We start from the raw sequence: 19,968 nt of genomic DNA on the forward strand, positions 1-19,968 counted from the left end.
CGGACTTTGGCTTGACCGGCTTCGGTCAGTGCTACCAAAGGCAGACGAACATGGGGTTCGCATTTGCCCAATAAGCTCAGGCCCCATTTAGGCGCGGCTGGGCTGGGCTCGCAGAACATGGTGTTATAAATTGGGATAAGTTGCTCGTTTAGACGACGGGCGGTCGCAATATCGCCCTCAAGGGCGGCTCGGCACATGTCGGCAAAGAGTTTCGGTGCGACGTTGGCTGCGACGGTTACCACGCCATGACCGCCACACAGCATGAAAGGCAGGCCGGTAGGGTCATCGCCGGATAAAACGACAAAACCTTCAGGAACGCTGTTGATCAATTCGATGTTCTTGCCGATATTGCCGCTGGCTTCTTTTACGCCGACGATATTCGGAATCTCGGCCAAACGCAAAATAGTGTCGTTGCTCATGCTGACGACGGTACGGCCGGGAACATTATAGATAACCATCGGAATCGAAGTGGCTTCGGCGATGGCTTTGAAATGCTGGTAAATGCCTTCTTGCGAAGGTTTGTTGTAGTAGGGAACAACAGATAAGGTGTAGTCCGCACCGGCTTGCTCGGCGGCTTTGGAAAGGGCGATGGCTTCGACAGTGTTGTTGGCGCCTGTGCCGGCGATAACGGGAACGCGCTTGTTGACGTGTTTGACAGTGGCTTCAATAACGGCCAAATGTTCTTCGACAGGCAGGGTGGCTGACTCGCCGGTGGTACCGACTGCGACGATGCTGTCGGTGCCGTTTTCAATGTGCCAGTCGATTAAGTCGTGAAGTTGTTCGTAGTTGATGCTGCCGTCTTGATTCATCGGAGTAATCAGGGCAACCAGACTGCCTTTTAACATACGGAAACCTTTAATTTTATGGTGTGGGTGGATTATGCAGTGGATTGTAGCTTACTTTGTTGTTTGTGTGAAACATATCCGCTAAGCGGCTTTGCCGTTTAATGGTGACTTGTCATTATCTTAATGAATAATACATTTTTAAATCATTGGTTTGTTTGTTTTGTGATGGAAAAATGATGTCAAGAATTAAAATGTGTTAAGGCGGTTTGAGGCCGTCTGAAAACGGCTGGGCGGAACTTTCAGACGGCCTGATGGTTTTGAATTTGCTGATACATTTCAAATTGGTTAAAATACGCATCTTAATATTTTTTAACGATTCTTGAGAGAAGGTTCAACATGGCCGGAATGACTGAAAAACAGGCGAAATCGCTTGATTTGGTTTATGGTTTGGAAGACAAGCCGCCGTTTGGGAATGCGTTGTTGAGTGCGGTTACGCACCTTCTGGCGATTTTTGTTCCGATGATTACTCCGGCACTGATTGTCGGCGGGGCGTTGGAGCTGCCGGTTGAAATGACGGCTTATTTGGTGTCAATGGCAATGGTGGCTTCCGGTGTCGGTACTTATTTGCAGGTCAACCGTTTCGGGCCGGTCGGTTCGGGTATGTTGTCGATTCAGTCGGTCAACTTCTCTTTTGTTACCGTGATGATTGCGCTCGGTACCGGTATGAAAGAGGGCGGCTTGACTGAAGATGTGATGATTTCAACGCTTTTGGGCGTGTCCTTTGTCGGCGCGTTTTTGGTGTGCTTCTCCGCTTGGCTTTTGCCTTATTTGAAAAAAGTGATTACGCCGACTGTAAGCGGTGTGGTCGTCATGTTGATTGGTTTGAGCTTGGTACATGTCGGCATTACCGATTTCGGCGGCGGCTTCGGCGCGAAAGCAGACGGTACGTTCGGCTCGATGGAAAACTTGGGTTTGGCATCGCTGGTGTTGCTGATTGTATTGGTTTTCAACTGCTTGAAAAATCCATTGCTGCGCATGAGCGGTATCGCGGTGGGTTTGATTGTCGGTTATATTGTTGCGCTGTTTTTGGGCAAAGTGGATTTTTCCGCCCTGCAAAACCTGCCTCTGATTACCCTGCCTGTTCCGTTTAAATATGGTTTCGCATTTGATTGGCACGCGTTTATTGTTGCCGGTGCGATTTTCTTGTTGAGCGTATTTGAAGCAGTTGGCGACTTGACGGCGACTGCGATGGTCTCAGAGCAGCCGATTGAGGGTGAGGAATACACCAAACGTCTGCGCGGCGGCGTATTGGCAGATGGTTTGGTGTCTGTGATTGCGACTGCGTTGGGTTCTTTGCCTTTGACCACTTTTGCGCAAAACAACGGCGTGATTCAAATGACCGGCGTAGCTTCGCGCCATGTGGGCAAATATATTGCGGCGATTTTGGTATTGTTGGGCTTGTTCCCTGTTATCGGCCGCGCGTTTACCACGATTCCGAGTCCGGTTTTGGGTGGTGCGATGGTGTTGATGTTCGGCCTGATTGCGATTGCCGGTGTGCGGATTTTGGTCAGCCACGGTATTCGCCGTCGTGAAGCGGTCATCGCGGCTACTTCTGTCGGTTTGGGTTTGGGCGTGGCGTTTGAACCGGAAGTGTTCAAAAACCTGCCGGTATTGTTCCAAAATTCAATTTCTGCCGGCGGTATTATGGCGGTATTGTTGAACTTGGTGTTGCCGGAAGACAAAACCGATAAAGCGGTTAAGGTTGAAACCGACAGTTTGGATCACTAAGCAAGCTTTGTTCAAAGGCCGTCTGAAGTTTCAGACGGCCTTTGGTTTTTCGGCTATAATATTGTTTTTATTTGTTATCCGAGTGGTTCGGATAGCTCTACCCGGAAAGGTTTTATATGACGGTTTATTCACTTTTTATCACTTGTCCTCGCGGTTTGGAAGCACCTTTGACGCAGGAACTCGAACGCATGGCATGTCAGGATATCCGCGCTGTTGACGGCGGTGTGGCATGTAAAGGCACGATGGAGCAGGTGTATCGCATCAACCTGCATTCGCGCGTTGCCAGCCGTGTTTTGCTGCGCTTGACCAAAGGCGGTTATCGCAACGAACACGATATCTACAAACTGGCACGAAATCTGCATTGGACAGGTTGGTTTAAGCTGGAGCAGACCTTTAAAGTCAAAGTTGAAGGCAAGCGCGCCAATGTGAAAAGCCTGGATTTTGTCGGTTTAAAGATCAAAGATGCCGTCTGCGATGCCTTCCGGGATATTTATGATGCGCGTCCGAGCGTGGGCAAAATCAACCCCGATATCCGCATTCATGCCTTTATCGAAGAGCGCAATGTGGAAATCTTTATCGATACTTCCGGCGAAGCTCTCTTCAAGCGCGGCTATCGTCAGGATACCGGCGAAGCGCCATTGAGAGAGAATTTGGCGGCAGGTTTGCTGCTTTTGGCAGGCTATGACGGTACGCAGCCTTTCCAAGACCCGTTTTGCGGCAGCGGCACGATTGTCATTGAGGCTGCATGGATTGCGACACACCGTGCGCCGGGCTTGATGCGCCGTTTCGGTTTTGAAAAACTGCAAAACTTCGACAAAGAAAAATGGCAAGCCCTGCGCCGTGAGGCTGAAAAACAAATCAAACCGGCCGCCGCGCCAATTTCCGGCAGCGACAACGACCGTTATATGATCCGTGCCGCATTGGCCAATGCCCAAGCCGCCGAAGTGGATAATTTCATCCGCTTTGACGTGCAAGATGCGCAGGCTGCGCGACCAAACGGCGAACACGGCATTATGATTTCCAATCCGCCTTATGGCGTGCGTCTTGCCGAAATTCAGGCTTTACAGGCGCTTTATCCTCAACTGGGCACATGGTTGAAACAGCATTACGCAGGCTGGCTTGCCGGAATGTTGACAGGCGATCGCGATATGCCGAAATTTATGCGCCTTTCTCCGAAGCGTAAAATTCCATTGTTCAATGGCAACTTGGATTGCCGATTGTTTTTGATGGATATGGTTAAAGGCTCGAATCGGGGCTAAAACCTGAAATAGAGGCCGTCTGAAAGATGATTTCAGACGGCCTTTTTTGTTTTATTTAGATAGACTTTGCTATGACGGAGTTTACTTCTCGTATTTTAATTTCAGGCCGTCTGAATCGTGTTTAGACGGCCTTTTTATTGGTTTAAAGTTGAACTTAATATAGTAATTTACAATTGGTTAAATAACAAAAATCTATTATATGGATAAAATTCATTGTTAAATAAAAATACCATATCTAGTAGTATTGTGTTTTAATTCGCACCATATCTTGTGTTTATGGTATTGCAATGAGCAGCTTGAAATTTACAGTTGAGCAAATTGTTTGGCAGGAAGTGCCGGGCGAAGTGTCGCTGGCGTTTCTGTTTTCAGGCTGTCCGCTGCGTTGCAAAGGTTGCCACAGTGCCGATACATGGAAAGAGGGTATCGGCACAGAATTGACCGAGGAGTATTTAAAAGGCCGTCTGAAACGCTATCGCGGATTAATCAGCTGTGTGTTGTTTATGGGCGGGGAGTGGCAACCGAAAGCCTTGCAGAAAATGCTGGCTATTGTTGCCCAAGAAGGTTTGAAAGCCTGCTTGTACACCGGTCTGGAGCGTGAGGAGCTGGAAGCAGTTTCAGACGGCATCCTGCCTTATCTGACGTATCTGAAAACCGGCCGCTGGCAGATGGAGCTGGGCGGCTTGGACAGCCCGACCACCAATCAGAAGTTTTTCGATTTGCGCACGGGCGAAGTGTTGAACCGATTGTTTATCAAAGACAAACCTGCACCTAAAGTTTTTCCAGTGGCTTCAATTTAGCCTGGTGCTGTATTGCACTGATTTAAATTGAATTTATTGTATTCGCTGACAGCGATGTTTCAGACGGCCTGACCGTCATTGCTTGATAAATCATTCAAACCTTACAGGAGAATTAACATGATTCGGCTGCATCCCGAGCAGTTAAACGGCAAACTGCAATTCATGCACGACTACATCAGCGCGCAAAACGCGGCGGACGGTTCGAAAATGGACGCCAACGCCAACGTTACCCAGAAAAACATCGCCACGATGGAAGCGGAAATCATGAAAGACTTTTTCGTGCAGATTAACCGCGCCCAAGTGTCGCGCAAAATCGCCGAAATTTTCGACCAATCCGTCGCCGACGAATACATCCGCCAGATTGAGGCGCACGAGATTTATGTGCACGACGAAACCAGCCTCAAGCCTTATTGTGTGTCGGTTACGCTGTATCCCTTCCTGCTCGACGGCTTAAGCAAACTCGGCGGTGAATCCAAGGCACCGCAGCATCTAGCTTCGTTTTGCGGTTCGTTTATCAACCTGGTATTTGCCATCAGCGCGCAGTTTGCCGGCGCGGTGGCGACGGTGGAATTTCTGACCTATTTCGACTACTTCGCCCGCAAAGACTACGGCGACGATTATTTGGAAACCCACGGCAAAGAAATCGCCAACCACATGCAGCAGGTGGTGTACAGCATCAACCAGCCCGCAGCCGCGCGCGGCTATCAGAGCGTGTTTTGGAATATTTCCGTTTACGATCAATACTATTTCGACGCGATGTTCGGCGATTTTGTCTTTCCCGATTTCAGCAAACCGGTGTGGGCAAGCGTAGCGAAGCTGCAAAACTTCTTCCTCAAATGGTTCAATCAGGAGCGTACCAAAGCCGTTTTGACCTTCCCCGTCGTTACCGCTGCGATGCTGACCGACGGAGGCAAATGCAAAGACACCGTGTTTGCCGACGAAATGGCGAAAGAGTTGGCGGAAGGCAATTCCTTCTTCGTTTATCTTTCCGATAATCCCGACTCCTTGGCTTCCTGCTGCCGTCTGCGCAACGCCATTGAAGACCGAACCTTCAGCTACACCCTCGGCGCGGGCGGCGTGGCAACCGGTTCCATCAACGTCATCACCATCAACATGAACCGGCTGGAACAAGACGGGCGCGACCTTGCCGCCGAAGTTGCCAAAATCCACAAATACCAATACGCCTACCGCAAACTGATGGAAGAATACCAAGCCGCCGGAATGCTGCCCGTTTACGATGCAGGCTTCATCACGCTGGACAAACAGTTCCTCACCATCGGTATCAACGGCATGGCGGAAGCCGCCGAATCGCAAGGCATCAAAGTCGGCTACAACGATGACTACATCAACTTCGTCCAAGGCCGTCTGAAAACCATATTCGAAGCCAACCAAGCCGCCAGCAAACACTACGGCGTGAAGTTCAATACTGAGTTCGTCCCCGCCGAAAACCTCGGCGTGAAAAACGCTAAATGGGACAAAGCCGACGGTTACAAAGTCAGCCGCGAATGTTACAACTCCTATTTCTACGTCGTCGAAGACGAAGAAATCAACGCGCTCGACAAATTCCTGTTGCACGGCAAAGAACTGGTGGACTGGCTCGACGGCGGCTCCGCGCTGCACCTGAACCTCGACGAAGCACTGCCCGAATCCGGCTACCGCTCGCTCTTGGACATCGCCGCACAAACAGGCTGCAACTACTTCTGCGTGAACGTACGCATCACCATCTGCAACGAATGCGGCCATATCGACAAACGCACCCTGCACGCCTGTTCCGCCTGCGGTAGTCACGACATCGACTACGGCACCCGCGTCATCGGCTATCTGAAACGCGTATCTGCATTCAGTAGCGGACGGCGCAAAGAACACGCGCTCAGACATTATCACCGTAAAGCGGCGTAATCGTTAAAAAAGGATTACTTACAAAAGCGAAGGCCGTCTGAAATTTCAGACGGCCTTTAGGATGTTTGGATAGACTGATTCTTTCAATGATATGATTTTAATTAAATTAAACAACAATAATTGACACTTTAATATAATGAATTAACATATAATCTCCTTTAACTCAAACTCGAAAAAAAGCGAGAGACATATGAAAACATCAGCTTTATTAGCAGCTTTATTGGCAGCCCTGTCCCTGTCAGCATGCGGCGGCGGTTCAGGCTCATCTTCTTCTGCCGTTTGTGACGAGTACGAAAAAGCATTTGCCGAAGCAACTAAAGACGTAGATGCCGCAACCAAAGACATGATGCAAAAATCTTTCGAACAAACCAAAGAAGCCCTGAAAAACCTGCCTGCAGACCAACGCGATGCAACTTGTAAAACTTCTTTGGACGCTTTGAAAGGCGTTCCTGCTGCCGAAACTCCTGAAGACAAAGCCGAAGAAGCCAAAGATGCTGCTGAAGAGGCTAAAGAAGATGCAAAAGACGCAGCGGAAGATGCCAAAGAAGCTGCTGAAGATGCTAAAGAAGAAGCTAAATAATATAAATAGCTTTATTGAAAAACGGATTCCAATAATTTGGAATCCGTTTTTTGTTTTGTAGATCAAGGTAGGTGTTTTTGAACAAGGAATTATTGCTTTCAGACGGCCATATTTAATGCCGTCTGAAAGCGTTAGTTTTAACTAAGTAAAATTTACAACAGCAAACCATTAATCAAACAACCGCGTGCGTGCGTATCGCACACACCCTACGCGTTGGTTTTGAAGTTCCGTGTGATTCGCAGGTAGGGTGTGTGGCGTAGCCACGCATGCGATTGTTTGGGTATGTAAGTTACGGATTATTCTACGTATTGATTTTAAAGTTTCGCGTGATTCACAGGTAGAATGTGTGCAGTACGCACGTGGTCGGTAATTTTTTATAGTATTCACTCTCCAAAACTCATTACCGCCGTTTCTTTTGTGCCGCCCCAATCTAACGGCAGCCGACCATCCCGCACATAACGGTGAAATGACGAAAATGCCCAATCGCGGACATTGTCGCATAATCCATGTTTGACGGGATTGAAATGGATGTAGTCCGCGCAACGTTGCAAATCCGTTTCGTCGCGCACGGTGTGTTCATAAAAACGCCGTTGCCAAATACCGCGTTCGTTCCGCCGTTGTTTGCTGGCGGATAGGTTTTCGGCACGTGGGAAATGTGCGGAGAATTTGGTTTTAATCAGCCGCCAGCGCAGGGAATAATCCGCATCGTCGGGCGGCAGCGTCCAAATGGCGTGAATATGGTTCGGCAGCACGCATACGGCGACGGTTTCAAAGGGATATTGTTTTTGCACATCCGCATAAGCCGCACGCAATAAGTCGATATGTTCGACAAGCAGGCGCGATTTTGGGTTGGCGAGTTTGACGGTGAAAAAGAATGTGCCGCCGGCAATGAAGTTTCTGCGATAACGCGCCATAGGATTTTTGTTTTTTGTTTGGAGGTTAGGGAAGGAATGGTTTGTTGTTTAAGGTTTTAACTTTGTTGAAATGGCAAACCGCCAATCAAGCAACCGCGTGCGTGCGTTCCGCACACACCCTACACGTTGATTTCGAAGTTCCGTGTAATTTACAGGTAGGGTGTGTGACGCAGCCACGCACGCGGTGGTTGGGTATGTAGGCTACGGCTTGCTCAACATTTCGTCAACTAAATGCTTGCATTTGGTACTGTTTTTGAAAAAAGTTGCTAAAAAATTATCAGGATAATTTTCTTCAATAAAATCATTAATATCTGAAATCAATTTTGTAGCTTCAGTTTCCAGAGTCATTTCATCAATGTTAAAATTATTTGAAGATAATTGGTTGTGAATATTCATTTTTTTAGCTAGAAGATGTGCAATCATCCTGTTTCCATGAACAAGAATGCCGTAAAGTTTGCCAGTTTTCTTTTTTATATTATTTATTTTGTCAGTTAATATTTTATTAACTACCCTATTGAATAGAACGGAATTATAAACATAGTATCCGCTGATATTTGGATTAAATATTTCCTTGTAAATTCCTCTTTCTAGATTTTCAAAAAATTTACCTATAGCACTTTTAACCTGAACAGCTAAAACAACATTTTGATTTATTGATGCCAAGCTAACAGTTGCTTCCTGTAAATTAAATGATTTATCAGTTGATTTAAATGTATCTGAACGCATAATACTATATTCAACATCTTCAAGAATAAGTTCATTTTTAATGCGTAGTTGTTCAGGATCTTGAGATGCAAAATCCATACCATCGATACGATTTTGTCTATTATTAGCCCTTGTAATTAATTTAGCAAAATGTAGGTTATCTGAAATTTCAATAATTCTAATATTGATAGATACACAGCTTAAGTCGTGGTCGGGGTGAAACTCTTTAAATCTACCAATACTACTAATAGTTTGTGCCCCATTAATTACTGAAAAATTTTCTAATTTGAATGTACCAATATCTCTAGAGTTTCCCCCAACTGCCGTTTTTGAAATTTTATCAGCAATAACCGTTATGCCGTTATTTAAATACCAAAATAAATCAGGATTATCTTTAAGGGTGTTTTCAATCTCCTCATTTACATCAGTTCTACCTAATACCTTTCTAATATTTTTTTCAAAAATTTTATCCTTAAATTTAATCCACCAATCTGAAATTTCATTTGCGGAAATACTTCCATAGTATGCTTTACATGAGAATATCTCTTGATTATCGGTAGAAAGATCAGTTGAAATAACCCCCCAGTTTGATAATCCCATTTCTATATTTAATTGTTCTTGATTTTCCTGTCTTATCGATGTATGGATTTCACTTTGATTCATTCGTGAAAAGTTAATTAATCTTTCTGCATCATCATCGCCATTATTATTCATTTCTATAATGAAATCTTCAATTGGTCTTAAATTTTCATCAACCAGACTTGAGCTTTCATAAGTATCAATTAAAATTATTTCAAATTTTGTATCATAAGCATCAAAAGCAGAACTAATTGTTGAGCTTCGTTGTTTAATTTTGTCATTAAATTTATCAAAATTTAAGTCAAATAAATCTTTTATTCCTTGGTTAAATTTTAATAAATCACCTCTTGATGGTTCTCCTTTGCCACTTTTACTCCATTTAGACTGAACTATAAATAGTTTTTTTAATTTTTCAGAGTAGTAAATACCATCAATACCATTATCATCTGCAGCATCCACTACAGATAGAGCTGCTTCTTCAATAGAGCATTGTGAAAAATAATATATGGCGTATGCAGCTAAACATCTTGATAAGATTTTTACTTCTCGTTCTTTATCTGTTGGAGAGATATCGTCTAATTGAAGTTTATCTTCAAATAGTGTTTTCATCTTGTTGGCAATCTGATTAATATGTAAGGTACTCATCAATTAACCCTTTCTATGCAAAAAACTATAAGTTACAAAACCACCTTCAAATACTTCCCAGTATAACTCCCCTTCACCTTCGCCACCTGCTCGGGGCTACCTGAAGCAATAATCCTCCCACCACCATCGCCGCCTTCCGGCCCCAAGTCCACAATCCAATCCGCGGTTTTAATCACATCAAGATTATGCTCGATAATCACAATTGAGTTGCCTTTGCCTTTCAGACGGCCTATGACTTCCAGCAGCAGGGCGATGTCGGCGAAGTGCAGGCCGGTGGTGGGTTCGTCGAGGATATAGAGCGTTCTGCCGGTGTCGCGTTTGGACAGTTCCAAGGCGAGTTTGACGCGCTGGGCTTCGCCGCCAGAGAGGGTGGTGGCGGACTGGCCGAGGCGGATGTAGCCGAGGCCTACGTCCATCAGGGTTTGCAGTTTGCGCGATACGGTGGGGACGGCGTCGAAAAATTCGCGGGCTTCTTCGACGGTCATGTCGAGGACTTGGCTGATGTTTTTGCCTTTGTATTGGATTTCGAGGGTTTCGCGGTTGTAGCGTTTGCCGTGGCAGACTTCGCAGGGGACGTACACGTCGGGCAGGAAGTGCATTTCGACTTTAATTACGCCGTCGCCTTGGCAGGCTTCGCAGCGGCCGCCTTTGACGTTGAAGGAGAATCTGCCGACGTTGTAGCCGCGTTCGCGCGAGAGGGGTACGCCGGCGAAGAGTTCGCGGATGGGGGTGAACAGGCCGGTGTAGGTGGCGGGGTTGGAGCGCGGGGTGCGGCCGATGGGGGATTGGTCAACGTTGATGACTTTGTCGAGGTGTTCGAGGCCGCGGATGTCGTCGTATGGGGCGGGTTCTTCTTGGGCGCGGTTGAGTTCGCGGGCGGTGATTTTGGCGAGGGTGTCGTTAATCAGGGTGGATTTGCCGCTGCCGGATACGCCGGTGATGCAGGTAATCAAACCAAGCGGCAGTTCGAGGGTAACATTTTTGAGGTTGTTGCCGCGCGCGCCTTTGAGGACGAGCATCCGCTCGGGATTGACGGGCGTGCGTTCAGACGGTACGGCAATGGATTTTTTGCCGCTGAGGTATTGTCCGGTAACGGAATTTTCGCATTTGGCGACGTTTTCGGGCGTGTCGGCAATCAGTACGTTGCCGCCGTGTTCGCCTGCTCCGGGGCCCATATCGACGACGAAATCGGCTTCGCGGATGGCGTCTTCGTCGTGTTCGACCACAATCACGCTGTTGCCCAAATCGCGCAGGCGTTTGAGGGTGGCGAGCAGGCGGTCGTTGTCACGCTGATGCAGGCCGATGGAGGGTTCGTCCAAAACGTACATCACGCCGGTCAGGCCGCTGCCGATTTGGCTGGCGAGGCGGATGCGCTGTGCTTCGCCGCCGGAGAGGGTTTCGGCGGAGCGGGAGAGATTCAGGTAATCCAGCCCGACGTTAATCAGGAAGCCGAGCCGCTCGGTGATTTCTTTGAGGATTTTTTCGGCGATTTGTTTTTTGTTGCCGTCCAAATTCAGCGTTTCAAAGAATTGGTGGGTTTTGGTGAGCGGCCAGGCGGAGACTTCGTGCAAAGGTTCGCCGCTGACGTAAACGTAGCGGGCTTCTTTGCGCAAACGTGCGCCGCCGCAGCTCGGGCAGGCGCGGTGGTTTTGGTATTCGCGCAGTTTTTCGCGCACGGTTTCGCTGTCGGTTTCGCGGTAGCGGCGTTCGAGATTGGGGATGATGCCTTCGAAGGCGTGGCTGCGGTTGAAGGTGGTGCCGCGTTCGGACAGGTAAGTGAAATCAATCACTTCCTTTCCCGATCCATGCAGCACGACTTTTTTCACTTTTTCAGGTAGCGTTTCCCAAGCAGCCTGCACATCGAAACCGTAATGCCGTGCCAGCGACTGAATCATTTGGAAATAGAACTGGTTGCGCTTGTCCCAGCCGTCAATCGCGCCGGTTGCCAGCGACAATTCGGGATGGGCGACCACTTTTTTGGGGTCGAAGAAATTGGTGTTGCCCAAGCCGTCGCAAGTCGGGCAGGAGCCCATCGGGTTGTTGAACGAAAACAGGCGCGGCTCTAATTCGGGCAGGCTGTACGAACACACGGGGCAGGCGAAACGCGCGGAAAACCAATGCTCTTCGCCGCTGTCCATTTCCATCGCCAGCGCGCGCTCGTTGCCGTGGCGCAGCGCGGTTTCAAAACTTTCCGCCAGCCGCTGCTTGATGTCCGCCTTCACTTTCACGCGGTCGATGACCACATCGATATTGTGCTTGATGTTTTTTTCCAGCTTCGGCACTTCGTCAAGTTGATAAACTTCACCGTCCACGCGCACCCGTGCAAAGCCTTGCGCCTGCAAGTCGGCAAAGAAATCGACAAATTCGCCCTTACGCTCGCGCACCGCCGGCGCCAGAATCATCACGCGCGTATCTTCCGGCAGCTTCAACACGGCATCGACCATCTGCGATACGGTCTGGCTAGACAGCGGCAGATTGTGTTCGGGGCAATACGGCGTGCCGACGCGGGCGTACAAAAGGCGCAGGTAATCGTGGATTTCCGTTACCGTGCCGACAGTGGAACGCGGGTTGTGGCTGGTGGATTTTTGCTCAATGGAAATCGCGGGCGACAGGCCTTCGATCAAATCAACGTCGGGCTTGTCCATCATCTGCAAAAACTGCCGCGCATAGGCGGACAGGCTCTCGACATAACGGCGTTGACCTTCGGCATACAGCGTGTCAAACGCCAGCGACGACTTGCCGCTGCCCGACAGCCCTGTGACCACCACCAGCTTGTGGCGCGGAATGTCCAAATCGACGTTTTTCAAATTATGCGTGCGCGCGCCGCGGATGCGGATGGTGTCGTTGTCGTGTGAATGTTTGGGATGATGGTTGCACATGGTGTCAGGCCGTCTGAAAAATAAAATAAACGGCTATTGTAGCACTTTTCAAATGACAGACTGGATAGATAAAGCATTTGATATAAAAGAAACAAAGAGGCCGTCTGAAAATATGTTTTCAGACGGCCTTGATATAGATGGATTAGCTTATCAGTCGATTGTGCGGAGAATTTCGCGCAGGGCTTTTTGCCAGTCGGACGGTTTGATACCAAATTCGGTCTCGAGGCGTGAGCAATCCATGATGCTGTATGCAGGACGTGGAGCGGGCAGGGGGTATTGATCAGTGGTGATCGCGTTCAGTTCCGGAATGCGGAAGCTGTCGTCTAATTGGTGGGCCGTCTGAAAGATGGCTTTGGTAAATTCGTACCATGTTGCCGATTTATTGCCACAGTAATGGAAGATACCGCGTGGGGAAGTAGGCTGTTGCAATAAACTGATGATGGCATGAGCCAAGTCACCTGCATAAGTCGGGCAACCGGTTTGGTCATGAACGATGGAGAGGGAGTCACGCTCTTTAGCAAGGCGCAACATGGTTTTGACGAAATTGCTGCCGTATTCGCTAAACAGCCATGAAGTACGGACGATTGTACTTTCCGGATGCGCGGCTAAAGCCAAAAGCTCGCCTGCAACTTTGGATTGACCGTAAGTGCTGCGCGGATTGGTGTAGTCGGTTTCGCGGTAAGGGCGTTTGCCTTCGCCGTCGAATACATAATCAGTGGAAATATGAATAAAGCGCGCGTGTGCGGCGCGGGCGGCTGCGGCCAGGTTGTGAACAGCGGTTGCGTTGACGGCAAAAGCAGCCTCTGCGTTTTCTTCTGCTTTATCGACGGCAGTGTAAGCCGCGGCATTAACGATGGCATCTGGTTGGAAGTTTTTGATCATGTGATGCACGGCTTCGGTATCGGTAATGTCCAGCGAAGTAGAGTCGGTAGCAATCAGTTCCCAATCTTCGGGCAGGCGGTCGCGCAGACAGCGGGCAAGCTGGCCTTTGGCTCCGGTCAATAAAGTACGCATGGTTGAGTATCTCCTCTGATAGCTGTTAAATAGGTATTCGTGTCATTATAGTGTAAATACGACAAATTCACATTATTGACGTAGAACAAAATGCGGATGCGGCTGTATTTGGGCAAATTATCGATATCATCTATCCACAATAATAACCACTTATTGGTATTATGTTTGCTTACTATAACTATAGTTAAAGTTCAGCTTTCAACAAGATAGATAAAGGATCTATGCTGTTTGAGAGAGTGTGAATCAATGTTGATATTTTTATTGTTGCTAGGATAATGGAATTTAAAAACAGGCAAAACTCCGTCCTTTTGTCGGAAAATTCTACCGTTTGATATTTTTCAGTAAATATCTTGAAAAATATAACTAAAATAATATTTGAGCAAGGGCGGATTTGCTCGTTCCTCTAGCTCGATATCTTTATTAACCATTTTGGGAGTAATTATTATGGCAAGATCTTACAGCGGGCATCGTGGACCCCAGGCTAGTAAGCCTATCTGGACCCCAGGTAAGCCTTACTGCTCTTCTATTCCAGGGCAGTCCGACCCAGCTCACTTCTGCGGTTCATCAAAATCTTCTGGTTCTACCGGCAGCACCTCTAGAATTGGCAGCGTGCCGCCAATAGTTAATGTGGTACCTGGTTCACCTTACCACCCTTGGCACACCAAACCGAGCCATAAGCGTAGACGACCTCAACTAAAACCTGCGCCACAACCAGAACCGCAACCACAACCACAACCACAAAAACCTCAGCGTAAACCACCTCAACCAAAACCTGAGCCACAACCGCAACCAAAACCACAACCACAACCACAACCACAACCACAACCAAAACCACAACCAAAACCTGAGCCTAAGCCTAAGCCAGAGCTAAAACCAGACTGCAAAGACTGTGTTGACGACCATAACCAAGACAACTCATACGGTCACGAAGACAAAAACCCAGGTAATATCATCCGACCCAACGTTATCCGCGGTACTGATGCTAAAGATACCATTTATGGTACTGCTGGCGAAGACATCATCTTCGGTGGCAACGGCGCAGACGTAATCTACGCCGGTGCAGGTAACGACACCATTTACGGTGATGCCGACGGTGACTCTCTGTACGGTGAAGAAGGTAAAGACTACCTGCAAGGTGGTGACGGTAACGACTACCTGAACGGTGGTTCCGGTGCTGACATCATGCGCGGTGGCGACGGTAACGACGTTTATTTCGTTGACGATGCCGACGACCAAGTTATCGAGTACGGTAATCTGAACGGCGGTATCGATACTGTTCGTACAGTTATCGACTACACCTTGACTGATAACGTTGAAAACCTGTTTTTGCAAGGTATGCAAGACCTGAACGGTACCGGTAACTCTTTGAACAACAACATCGAAGGTAACGGCGGCAACAACCATCTGTACGGTTTGGCCGGCGATGACTGCCTGGTTGGTAAAGACGGTAACGACTACCTCGACGGCGGTGTCGGCAACGACATCCTGATCGGCGGTACCGGTAACGACACTTACTTCTTCGACAAAGGTTACGGTCACGACACTATCCGTGAGGAAAGCGGTAATGACACCCTGTTGTTCGGTAAAGGCATTGCAGCTTCCGACGTATTGCTGAGCAAATCAGGTGCTAACCTGACTGTTTCTGTCGGTTCTGACAGCATCACCATCGACGACTGGTTCACCGGTAACAATCACAAAGTTGAAAACTTCAAATTTGCTGACGGTAGCACTTACCAAGTAACCGGCCACGGTGACTACTACTCTCTGTCTGCTGTGAACCACATCCAAGAACAGACTCAAGTTTCTGGATGGTAATTTTCAGGGTTCTTCTCTGAAATCAACGGTTAAGGCCGTCTGAAACCAAAATATAAGGTTTCAGACGGCCTTTATTTCGTAAACAATCTGACGAAAAATTCCAAATTGGGCTAAAATGTCGCATTCTTCTGTCTATCTAAGAGATACCCGAAATGTCTGAAATCAGCTTGAAAAAAATCTACTCCGGCAAAGTACGCGATTTGTACGAAATTGACGATAAACGTATGTTGATGGTTGCTTCCGACCGACTGTCTGCATTCGATGTGATTTTGGATGACCCGATTCCGGGTAAAGGGGAGATTCTGACGCAGATTTCCAATTTTTGGTTTAAAAAACTGGCTCATATTATGCCTAACCACTTTACCGGCCATACCGTTTACGATGTTTTGCCTGAAAACGAAGCCAAAGTTTTAGAAAAACGCGCTGTCGTGGCTAAAAAACTCACTCCGGTGAAAGTGGAGGCTATTGTGCGCGGTTATCTGGCAGGCAGCGGTTGGAAAGATTATCAAAAGACAGGCTCTGTCTGCGGTATTCAACTGCCTGAAGGTATGCAGGAAGCGCAACAACTGCCTGAAGTGATTTTTACGCCATCGACCAAAGCTGAGGTTGGCGATCATGATGAAAACATTAGCTTTGAAGAATGCGAACGCATTATCGGAAAAGAATTGGCGGCGGAAGTACGCGCCAAAGCGATTCAGCTTTATACAGAAGCGGCCGAATATGCCAAATCTCGCGGTATTATTATTTGCGATACCAAGTTTGAATTTGGTTTGGATGAAGAAGGTACGCTGACTTTGATGGACGAAGTGTTGACGCCTGACTCCAGCCGTTTTTGGCCTGCCGACCAATATAAAGTCGGCACCAATCCTCCGTCTTTTGACAAACAATTTGTCCGCGACTGGCTGGAGCAAAGCGGTTGGAACAAAAAAGCGCCTGCGCCTAAAGTGCCTGCCGATGTAATTCAGAAAACAGTCGAAAAATATCAGGAAGCATTGACTTTGCTGACTCAGGATTAATTTTTAAGTTTGAAGGCCGTCTGAAAGAGATATGTTTCAGACGGCCTTTTTATTGTATCAATACTGGATTTTAAGGATGGTTGCCTTTATAATCGAGAGTTGTTTTCAGTGCCCTAAAAGGCCGTCTGAAAGCTTGTTTATAACCTGCCGCACGGTCTGAAACCCTAACTATGCACATTCGGATTTTAGTGTGCATTATTAGTGTTTTAGCAGTGCGGTATTTTGAAAGGAACAATAATGTTCAATAAACACGTTAAGACCTTCCAATACGGTAATCAAACCGTTACTTTGGAAACCGGCGAGATCGCTCGCCAAGCCGCTGCTGCCGTTAAAGTATCCATGGGCGACACCGTTGTTTTGGTTGCCGTTACTACCAACAAAGAAGTGAAAGAAGGCCAAGACTTCTTCCCTCTGACTGTCGATTACCTCGAGCGTACTTACGCAGCAGGTAAAATCCCCGGCGGTTTCTTCAAACGTGAAGGCAAACAAAGCGAAAAAGAAATCCTGACCAGCCGTCTGATCGACCGTCCGATTCGTCCTTTATTCCCTGAAGGTTTCTACCACGACATCCAAATCGTAGCGATGGTCGTGTCTGTTGACCCTGAAATCGATTCTGACATTCCTGCAATGTTGGGTGCATCTGCCGCGCTGGTGTTGAGCGGCGTACCGTTTGCCGGTCCGATTGGTGCGGCACGCGTGGGTTATGTAAACGGCGTGTACGTTTTGAACCCGACTAAAGCCGAATTGGCTAAATCACAATTAGACTTGGTTGTTGCCGGTACTTCTAAAGCCGTGTTGATGGTGGAATCCGAAGCCGACATCTTGTCTGAAGAAGTGATGCTGGGTGCGGTTGTTTACGGTCACGATCAAATGCAAGTGGCCATCAACGCCATCAATGAGTTTGCCGATGAAGTCAACCCGGAAGTTTGGGATTGGAAAGCACCTGAAACCAATGAAGAATTGGTTGCAAAAGTACGCGAAATTGCCGGTGAAACCATTAAAGAAGCGTTCAAAATCCGTCAAAAACAAGCGCGTTCTGCCAAATTGGATGAAGCTTGGAATGCAGTAAAAGATGCGCTGATTACCGAAGAAACCGATACTCTGGCTGCCAACGAAATCAAAGGCATTTTCAAACACTTGGAAGCCGATGTTGTCCGCAGCCAAATTTTGGACGGCCAGCCACGTATTGACGGTCGCGACACCCGTACCGTTCGTCCGCTGAACATTCAAACCGGCGTATTGCCGCGCACTCACGGTTCTGCACTGTTTACCCGTGGCGAAACCCAAGCTTTGGCGGTTGCAACTTTGGGTACTTCACGCGACGAGCAAATCATTGATGCGCTCTCCGGAGAATACACCGACCGCTTCATGCTGCACTACAACTTCCCTCCATACTCTACCGGTGAAGTGGGCCGCGTAGGTGCGCCAAAACGTCGTGAAATCGGTCACGGCCGCTTGGCTAAACGTGCGTTGTTGGCCGTATTGCCAGAACCTGAAGATTTCAGCTACACCATGCGCGTGGTTTCTGAAATTACCGAATCTAACGGCTCTTCCTCTATGGCTTCCGTCTGCGGCGGCTGCTTGAGCCTGTTGTCTGCCGGTGTGCCTTTGAAAGCACACGTTGCCGGTATCGCCATGGGTCTGATTTTGGACAACAACAAATTTGCCGTCCTGACCGACATCTTGGGCGACGAAGACCACTTGGGCGATATGGACTTTAAAGTAGCCGGTACAACTGAAGGTGTGACTGCGCTGCAAATGGACATCAAAATCCAAGGCATTACCAAAGAAATCATGCAAATCGCTTTGGCTCAAGCCAAAGAAGCACGTTTGCACATCTTGGATCAGATGAAAGCCGCCGTTGCAGGCCCGCAAGAGCTGTCTGCACACGCACCACGCTTGTTCACCATGAAAATCAACCAAGACAAAATCCGTGATGTGATTGGTAAAGGTGGCGAAACCATTCGTTCGATTACCGCTGAAACCGGTACTGAAATCAACATCGCTGAAGACGGCACCATCACAATCGCTGCGACTACTCAAGAAGCAGGCGATGCAGCGAAAAAACGCATCGAAGAAATCACTGCCGAAGTGGAAGTGGGCAAAGTGTACGAAGGTACTGTGGTTAAAATCCTCGACAACAACGTTGGCGCGATTGTCAGCGTGATGCCGGGTAAAGACGGTTTGGTACACATCAGCCAAATCGCCCACGAGCGCGTACGCAATGTCAGCGACTACCTGCAAGTAGGTCAGGTCGTAAATGTAAAAGCATTGGAAGTAGACGATCGCGGCCGCGTGCGCCTGTCTATCAAAGCTTTGCTGGAAGCACCTGCACGCGAAGAGAAAGCAGCCGAATAATCTGATTATTCAAGCTTGAAACAAAAGGCCGTCTGAAAATTTCAGACGGCCTTTTGTTTATTTAAAAGATGAGTATAAAAAACAGGTTTCGCCTTTACTTTGATAAAAGGGATTACTACAATGATTGCAATTTAATAAATATATTTATCTCTCAAGGAGTATGCAATGAATGCTACGCAATTAATCAGCCGGCTGACGCAAACCGTCGGTGAAAAATACATCATCACAGACCCGGCAAAAACTGAACAATACCGTCAAGGCTATCGTTTTGGCGAAGGCAAGGCGTTGGCGGTTGTCCGTCCGGGTACGGTGTTGGAAATGTGGCAAATCTTGCAGGCGTGTGTTGAGGCTGGTGTTATCGTGATTACGCAGGCCGCCAATACTGGCCTGACCGGCGGATCGACTCCTGACGGTAATGATTACGACCGCGATATCGTGATTGTGAATACCATGCGTCTGAACATCATTCAGCCGATTAACAATAACGAACAGGTTGTCTGCCTACCCGGTTCTACCCTGAATCAATTGGAGCTGCTGCTGAAACCTTTAGGCCGTGAGCCACACTCCGTGATCGGCTCGTCCTGTATCGGCGCATCTGTATTGGGTGGCGTATGTAATAACTCCGGCGGCGCTTTGGTACAGCGTGGCCCGGCTTATACGGAAATGGCTCTGTTTGCACAAATCAACGAAGAGGGCAAACTGGAGCTGGTCAACCATTTGGGCATTGATTTGGGCGAAACCCCTGAAGAAATTCTGACCAATCTGCAAGGTTTCCATTATCAGAAAAAAGACATTGTTCAAAATGCAGGCAAAGGGCATGACCATGCTTATTGCGATCATGTCCGCCAAGTGAATGAACCGACTGCCGCCCGTTTTAATGCCGACCCTGCGCGTCACTACGAAGCATCAGGTTGCGCGGGCAAGCTGATGGTGTT

General features: G+C 48.0%; 14 protein-coding genes. 9 read left to right on the plus strand and 5 right to left on the minus strand.

All coding sequences use genetic code 11. From position 1 onward, the window contains the following. Positions 1–845 (minus strand): 4-hydroxy-tetrahydrodipicolinate synthase (gene dapA / locus ACTHSP_RS08860; RefSeq protein ID WP_440345977.1); only part of this gene is annotated, 845 nt, incomplete at its 3' end. Positions 846–1,181: 336 nt separating this feature from the next. Here dapA and ACTHSP_RS08865 point away from each other — a divergent pair. The 5 genes from ACTHSP_RS08865 (at position 1,182) to ACTHSP_RS08885 (ending at position 7,108) form a co-directional block, all read left to right on the plus strand. Then, a complete protein-coding gene (locus ACTHSP_RS08865) occupies positions 1,182–2,573 on the plus strand; it encodes a nucleobase:cation symporter-2 family protein (RefSeq protein WP_003683421.1) in 1,392 nt (463 codons plus the stop codon). Positions 2,574–2,689: 116 nt separating this feature from the next. Continuing rightward, positions 2,690–3,832, plus strand: a complete 1,143-nt coding sequence (locus ACTHSP_RS08870; protein ID WP_440345978.1) for a THUMP domain-containing class I SAM-dependent RNA methyltransferase — start codon at positions 2,690–2,692, stop codon at positions 3,830–3,832. A 287-nt stretch (positions 3,833–4,119) separates the two neighbouring features. After that, positions 4,120–4,629, plus strand: coding sequence for an anaerobic ribonucleoside-triphosphate reductase activating protein (nrdG, locus tag ACTHSP_RS08875; RefSeq protein ID WP_049351543.1), 510 nt, complete (start codon positions 4,120–4,122; stop codon positions 4,627–4,629). A gap of 117 nt (positions 4,630–4,746) precedes the next feature. Next, complete coding sequence (gene nrdD, locus ACTHSP_RS08880; protein WP_041961393.1) at positions 4,747–6,528, plus strand: anaerobic ribonucleoside-triphosphate reductase; 1,782 nt, start codon at positions 4,747–4,749, stop codon at positions 6,526–6,528. A 190-nt stretch (positions 6,529–6,718) separates the two neighbouring features. Further along, positions 6,719–7,108: a DUF5339 family protein gene (locus ACTHSP_RS08885; RefSeq protein ID WP_070630976.1), complete on the plus strand. Its 390-nt coding sequence runs from the start codon at positions 6,719–6,721 to the stop codon at positions 7,106–7,108. Positions 7,109–7,491: 383 nt separating this feature from the next. Here the strand turns inward: ACTHSP_RS08885 and ACTHSP_RS08890 are convergent, their stop codons facing one another. From ACTHSP_RS08890 to rfbD, 4 genes are all read right to left on the minus strand, one after another. Continuing rightward, a complete protein-coding gene (locus ACTHSP_RS08890) occupies positions 7,492–8,022 on the minus strand; it encodes an REP-associated tyrosine transposase (RefSeq protein ID WP_440345979.1) in 531 nt (176 codons plus the stop codon). Between the two features lie 201 nt (positions 8,023–8,223). Beyond that, on the minus strand, positions 8,224–9,951 hold the full coding sequence (locus ACTHSP_RS08895; protein WP_440345980.1) for an AIPR family protein: 1,728 nt from the start codon (positions 9,949–9,951) through the stop codon (positions 8,224–8,226). A gap of 32 nt (positions 9,952–9,983) precedes the next feature. Further along, positions 9,984–12,830 (minus strand): excinuclease ABC subunit UvrA, encoded by a 2,847-nt coding sequence (gene uvrA / locus ACTHSP_RS08900; protein ID WP_440345981.1) that lies wholly within the window; start codon positions 12,828–12,830, stop codon positions 9,984–9,986. A 150-nt stretch (positions 12,831–12,980) separates the two neighbouring features. Then, on the minus strand, positions 12,981–13,844 hold the full coding sequence (gene rfbD, locus ACTHSP_RS08905; protein ID WP_049352388.1) for a dTDP-4-dehydrorhamnose reductase: 864 nt from the start codon (positions 13,842–13,844) through the stop codon (positions 12,981–12,983). A gap of 627 nt (positions 13,845–14,471) precedes the next feature. On the opposite strand from rfbD, the gene ACTHSP_RS08910 reads away from it, so the two are divergent. From ACTHSP_RS08910 to dld, 4 genes are all read left to right on the plus strand, one after another. Beyond that, positions 14,472–15,659 (plus strand): calcium-binding protein, encoded by a 1,188-nt coding sequence (locus tag ACTHSP_RS08910; protein WP_440345982.1) that lies wholly within the window; start codon positions 14,472–14,474, stop codon positions 15,657–15,659. A 152-nt stretch (positions 15,660–15,811) separates the two neighbouring features. After that, positions 15,812–16,675 (plus strand): phosphoribosylaminoimidazolesuccinocarboxamide synthase, encoded by an 864-nt coding sequence (locus tag ACTHSP_RS08915; RefSeq protein ID WP_003683512.1) that lies wholly within the window; start codon positions 15,812–15,814, stop codon positions 16,673–16,675. A 237-nt stretch (positions 16,676–16,912) separates the two neighbouring features. Continuing rightward, positions 16,913–19,033, plus strand: a complete 2,121-nt coding sequence (pnp, locus tag ACTHSP_RS08920; RefSeq protein ID WP_440345983.1) for a polyribonucleotide nucleotidyltransferase — start codon at positions 16,913–16,915, stop codon at positions 19,031–19,033. Positions 19,034–19,198: 165 nt separating this feature from the next. Next, the coding region (dld, locus tag ACTHSP_RS08925) for a D-lactate dehydrogenase (RefSeq protein WP_440345984.1) at positions 19,199–19,968 on the plus strand (770 nt) is incomplete at its 3' end.

Source organism: Neisseria sp. P0001.S005 (assembly GCF_051963715.1).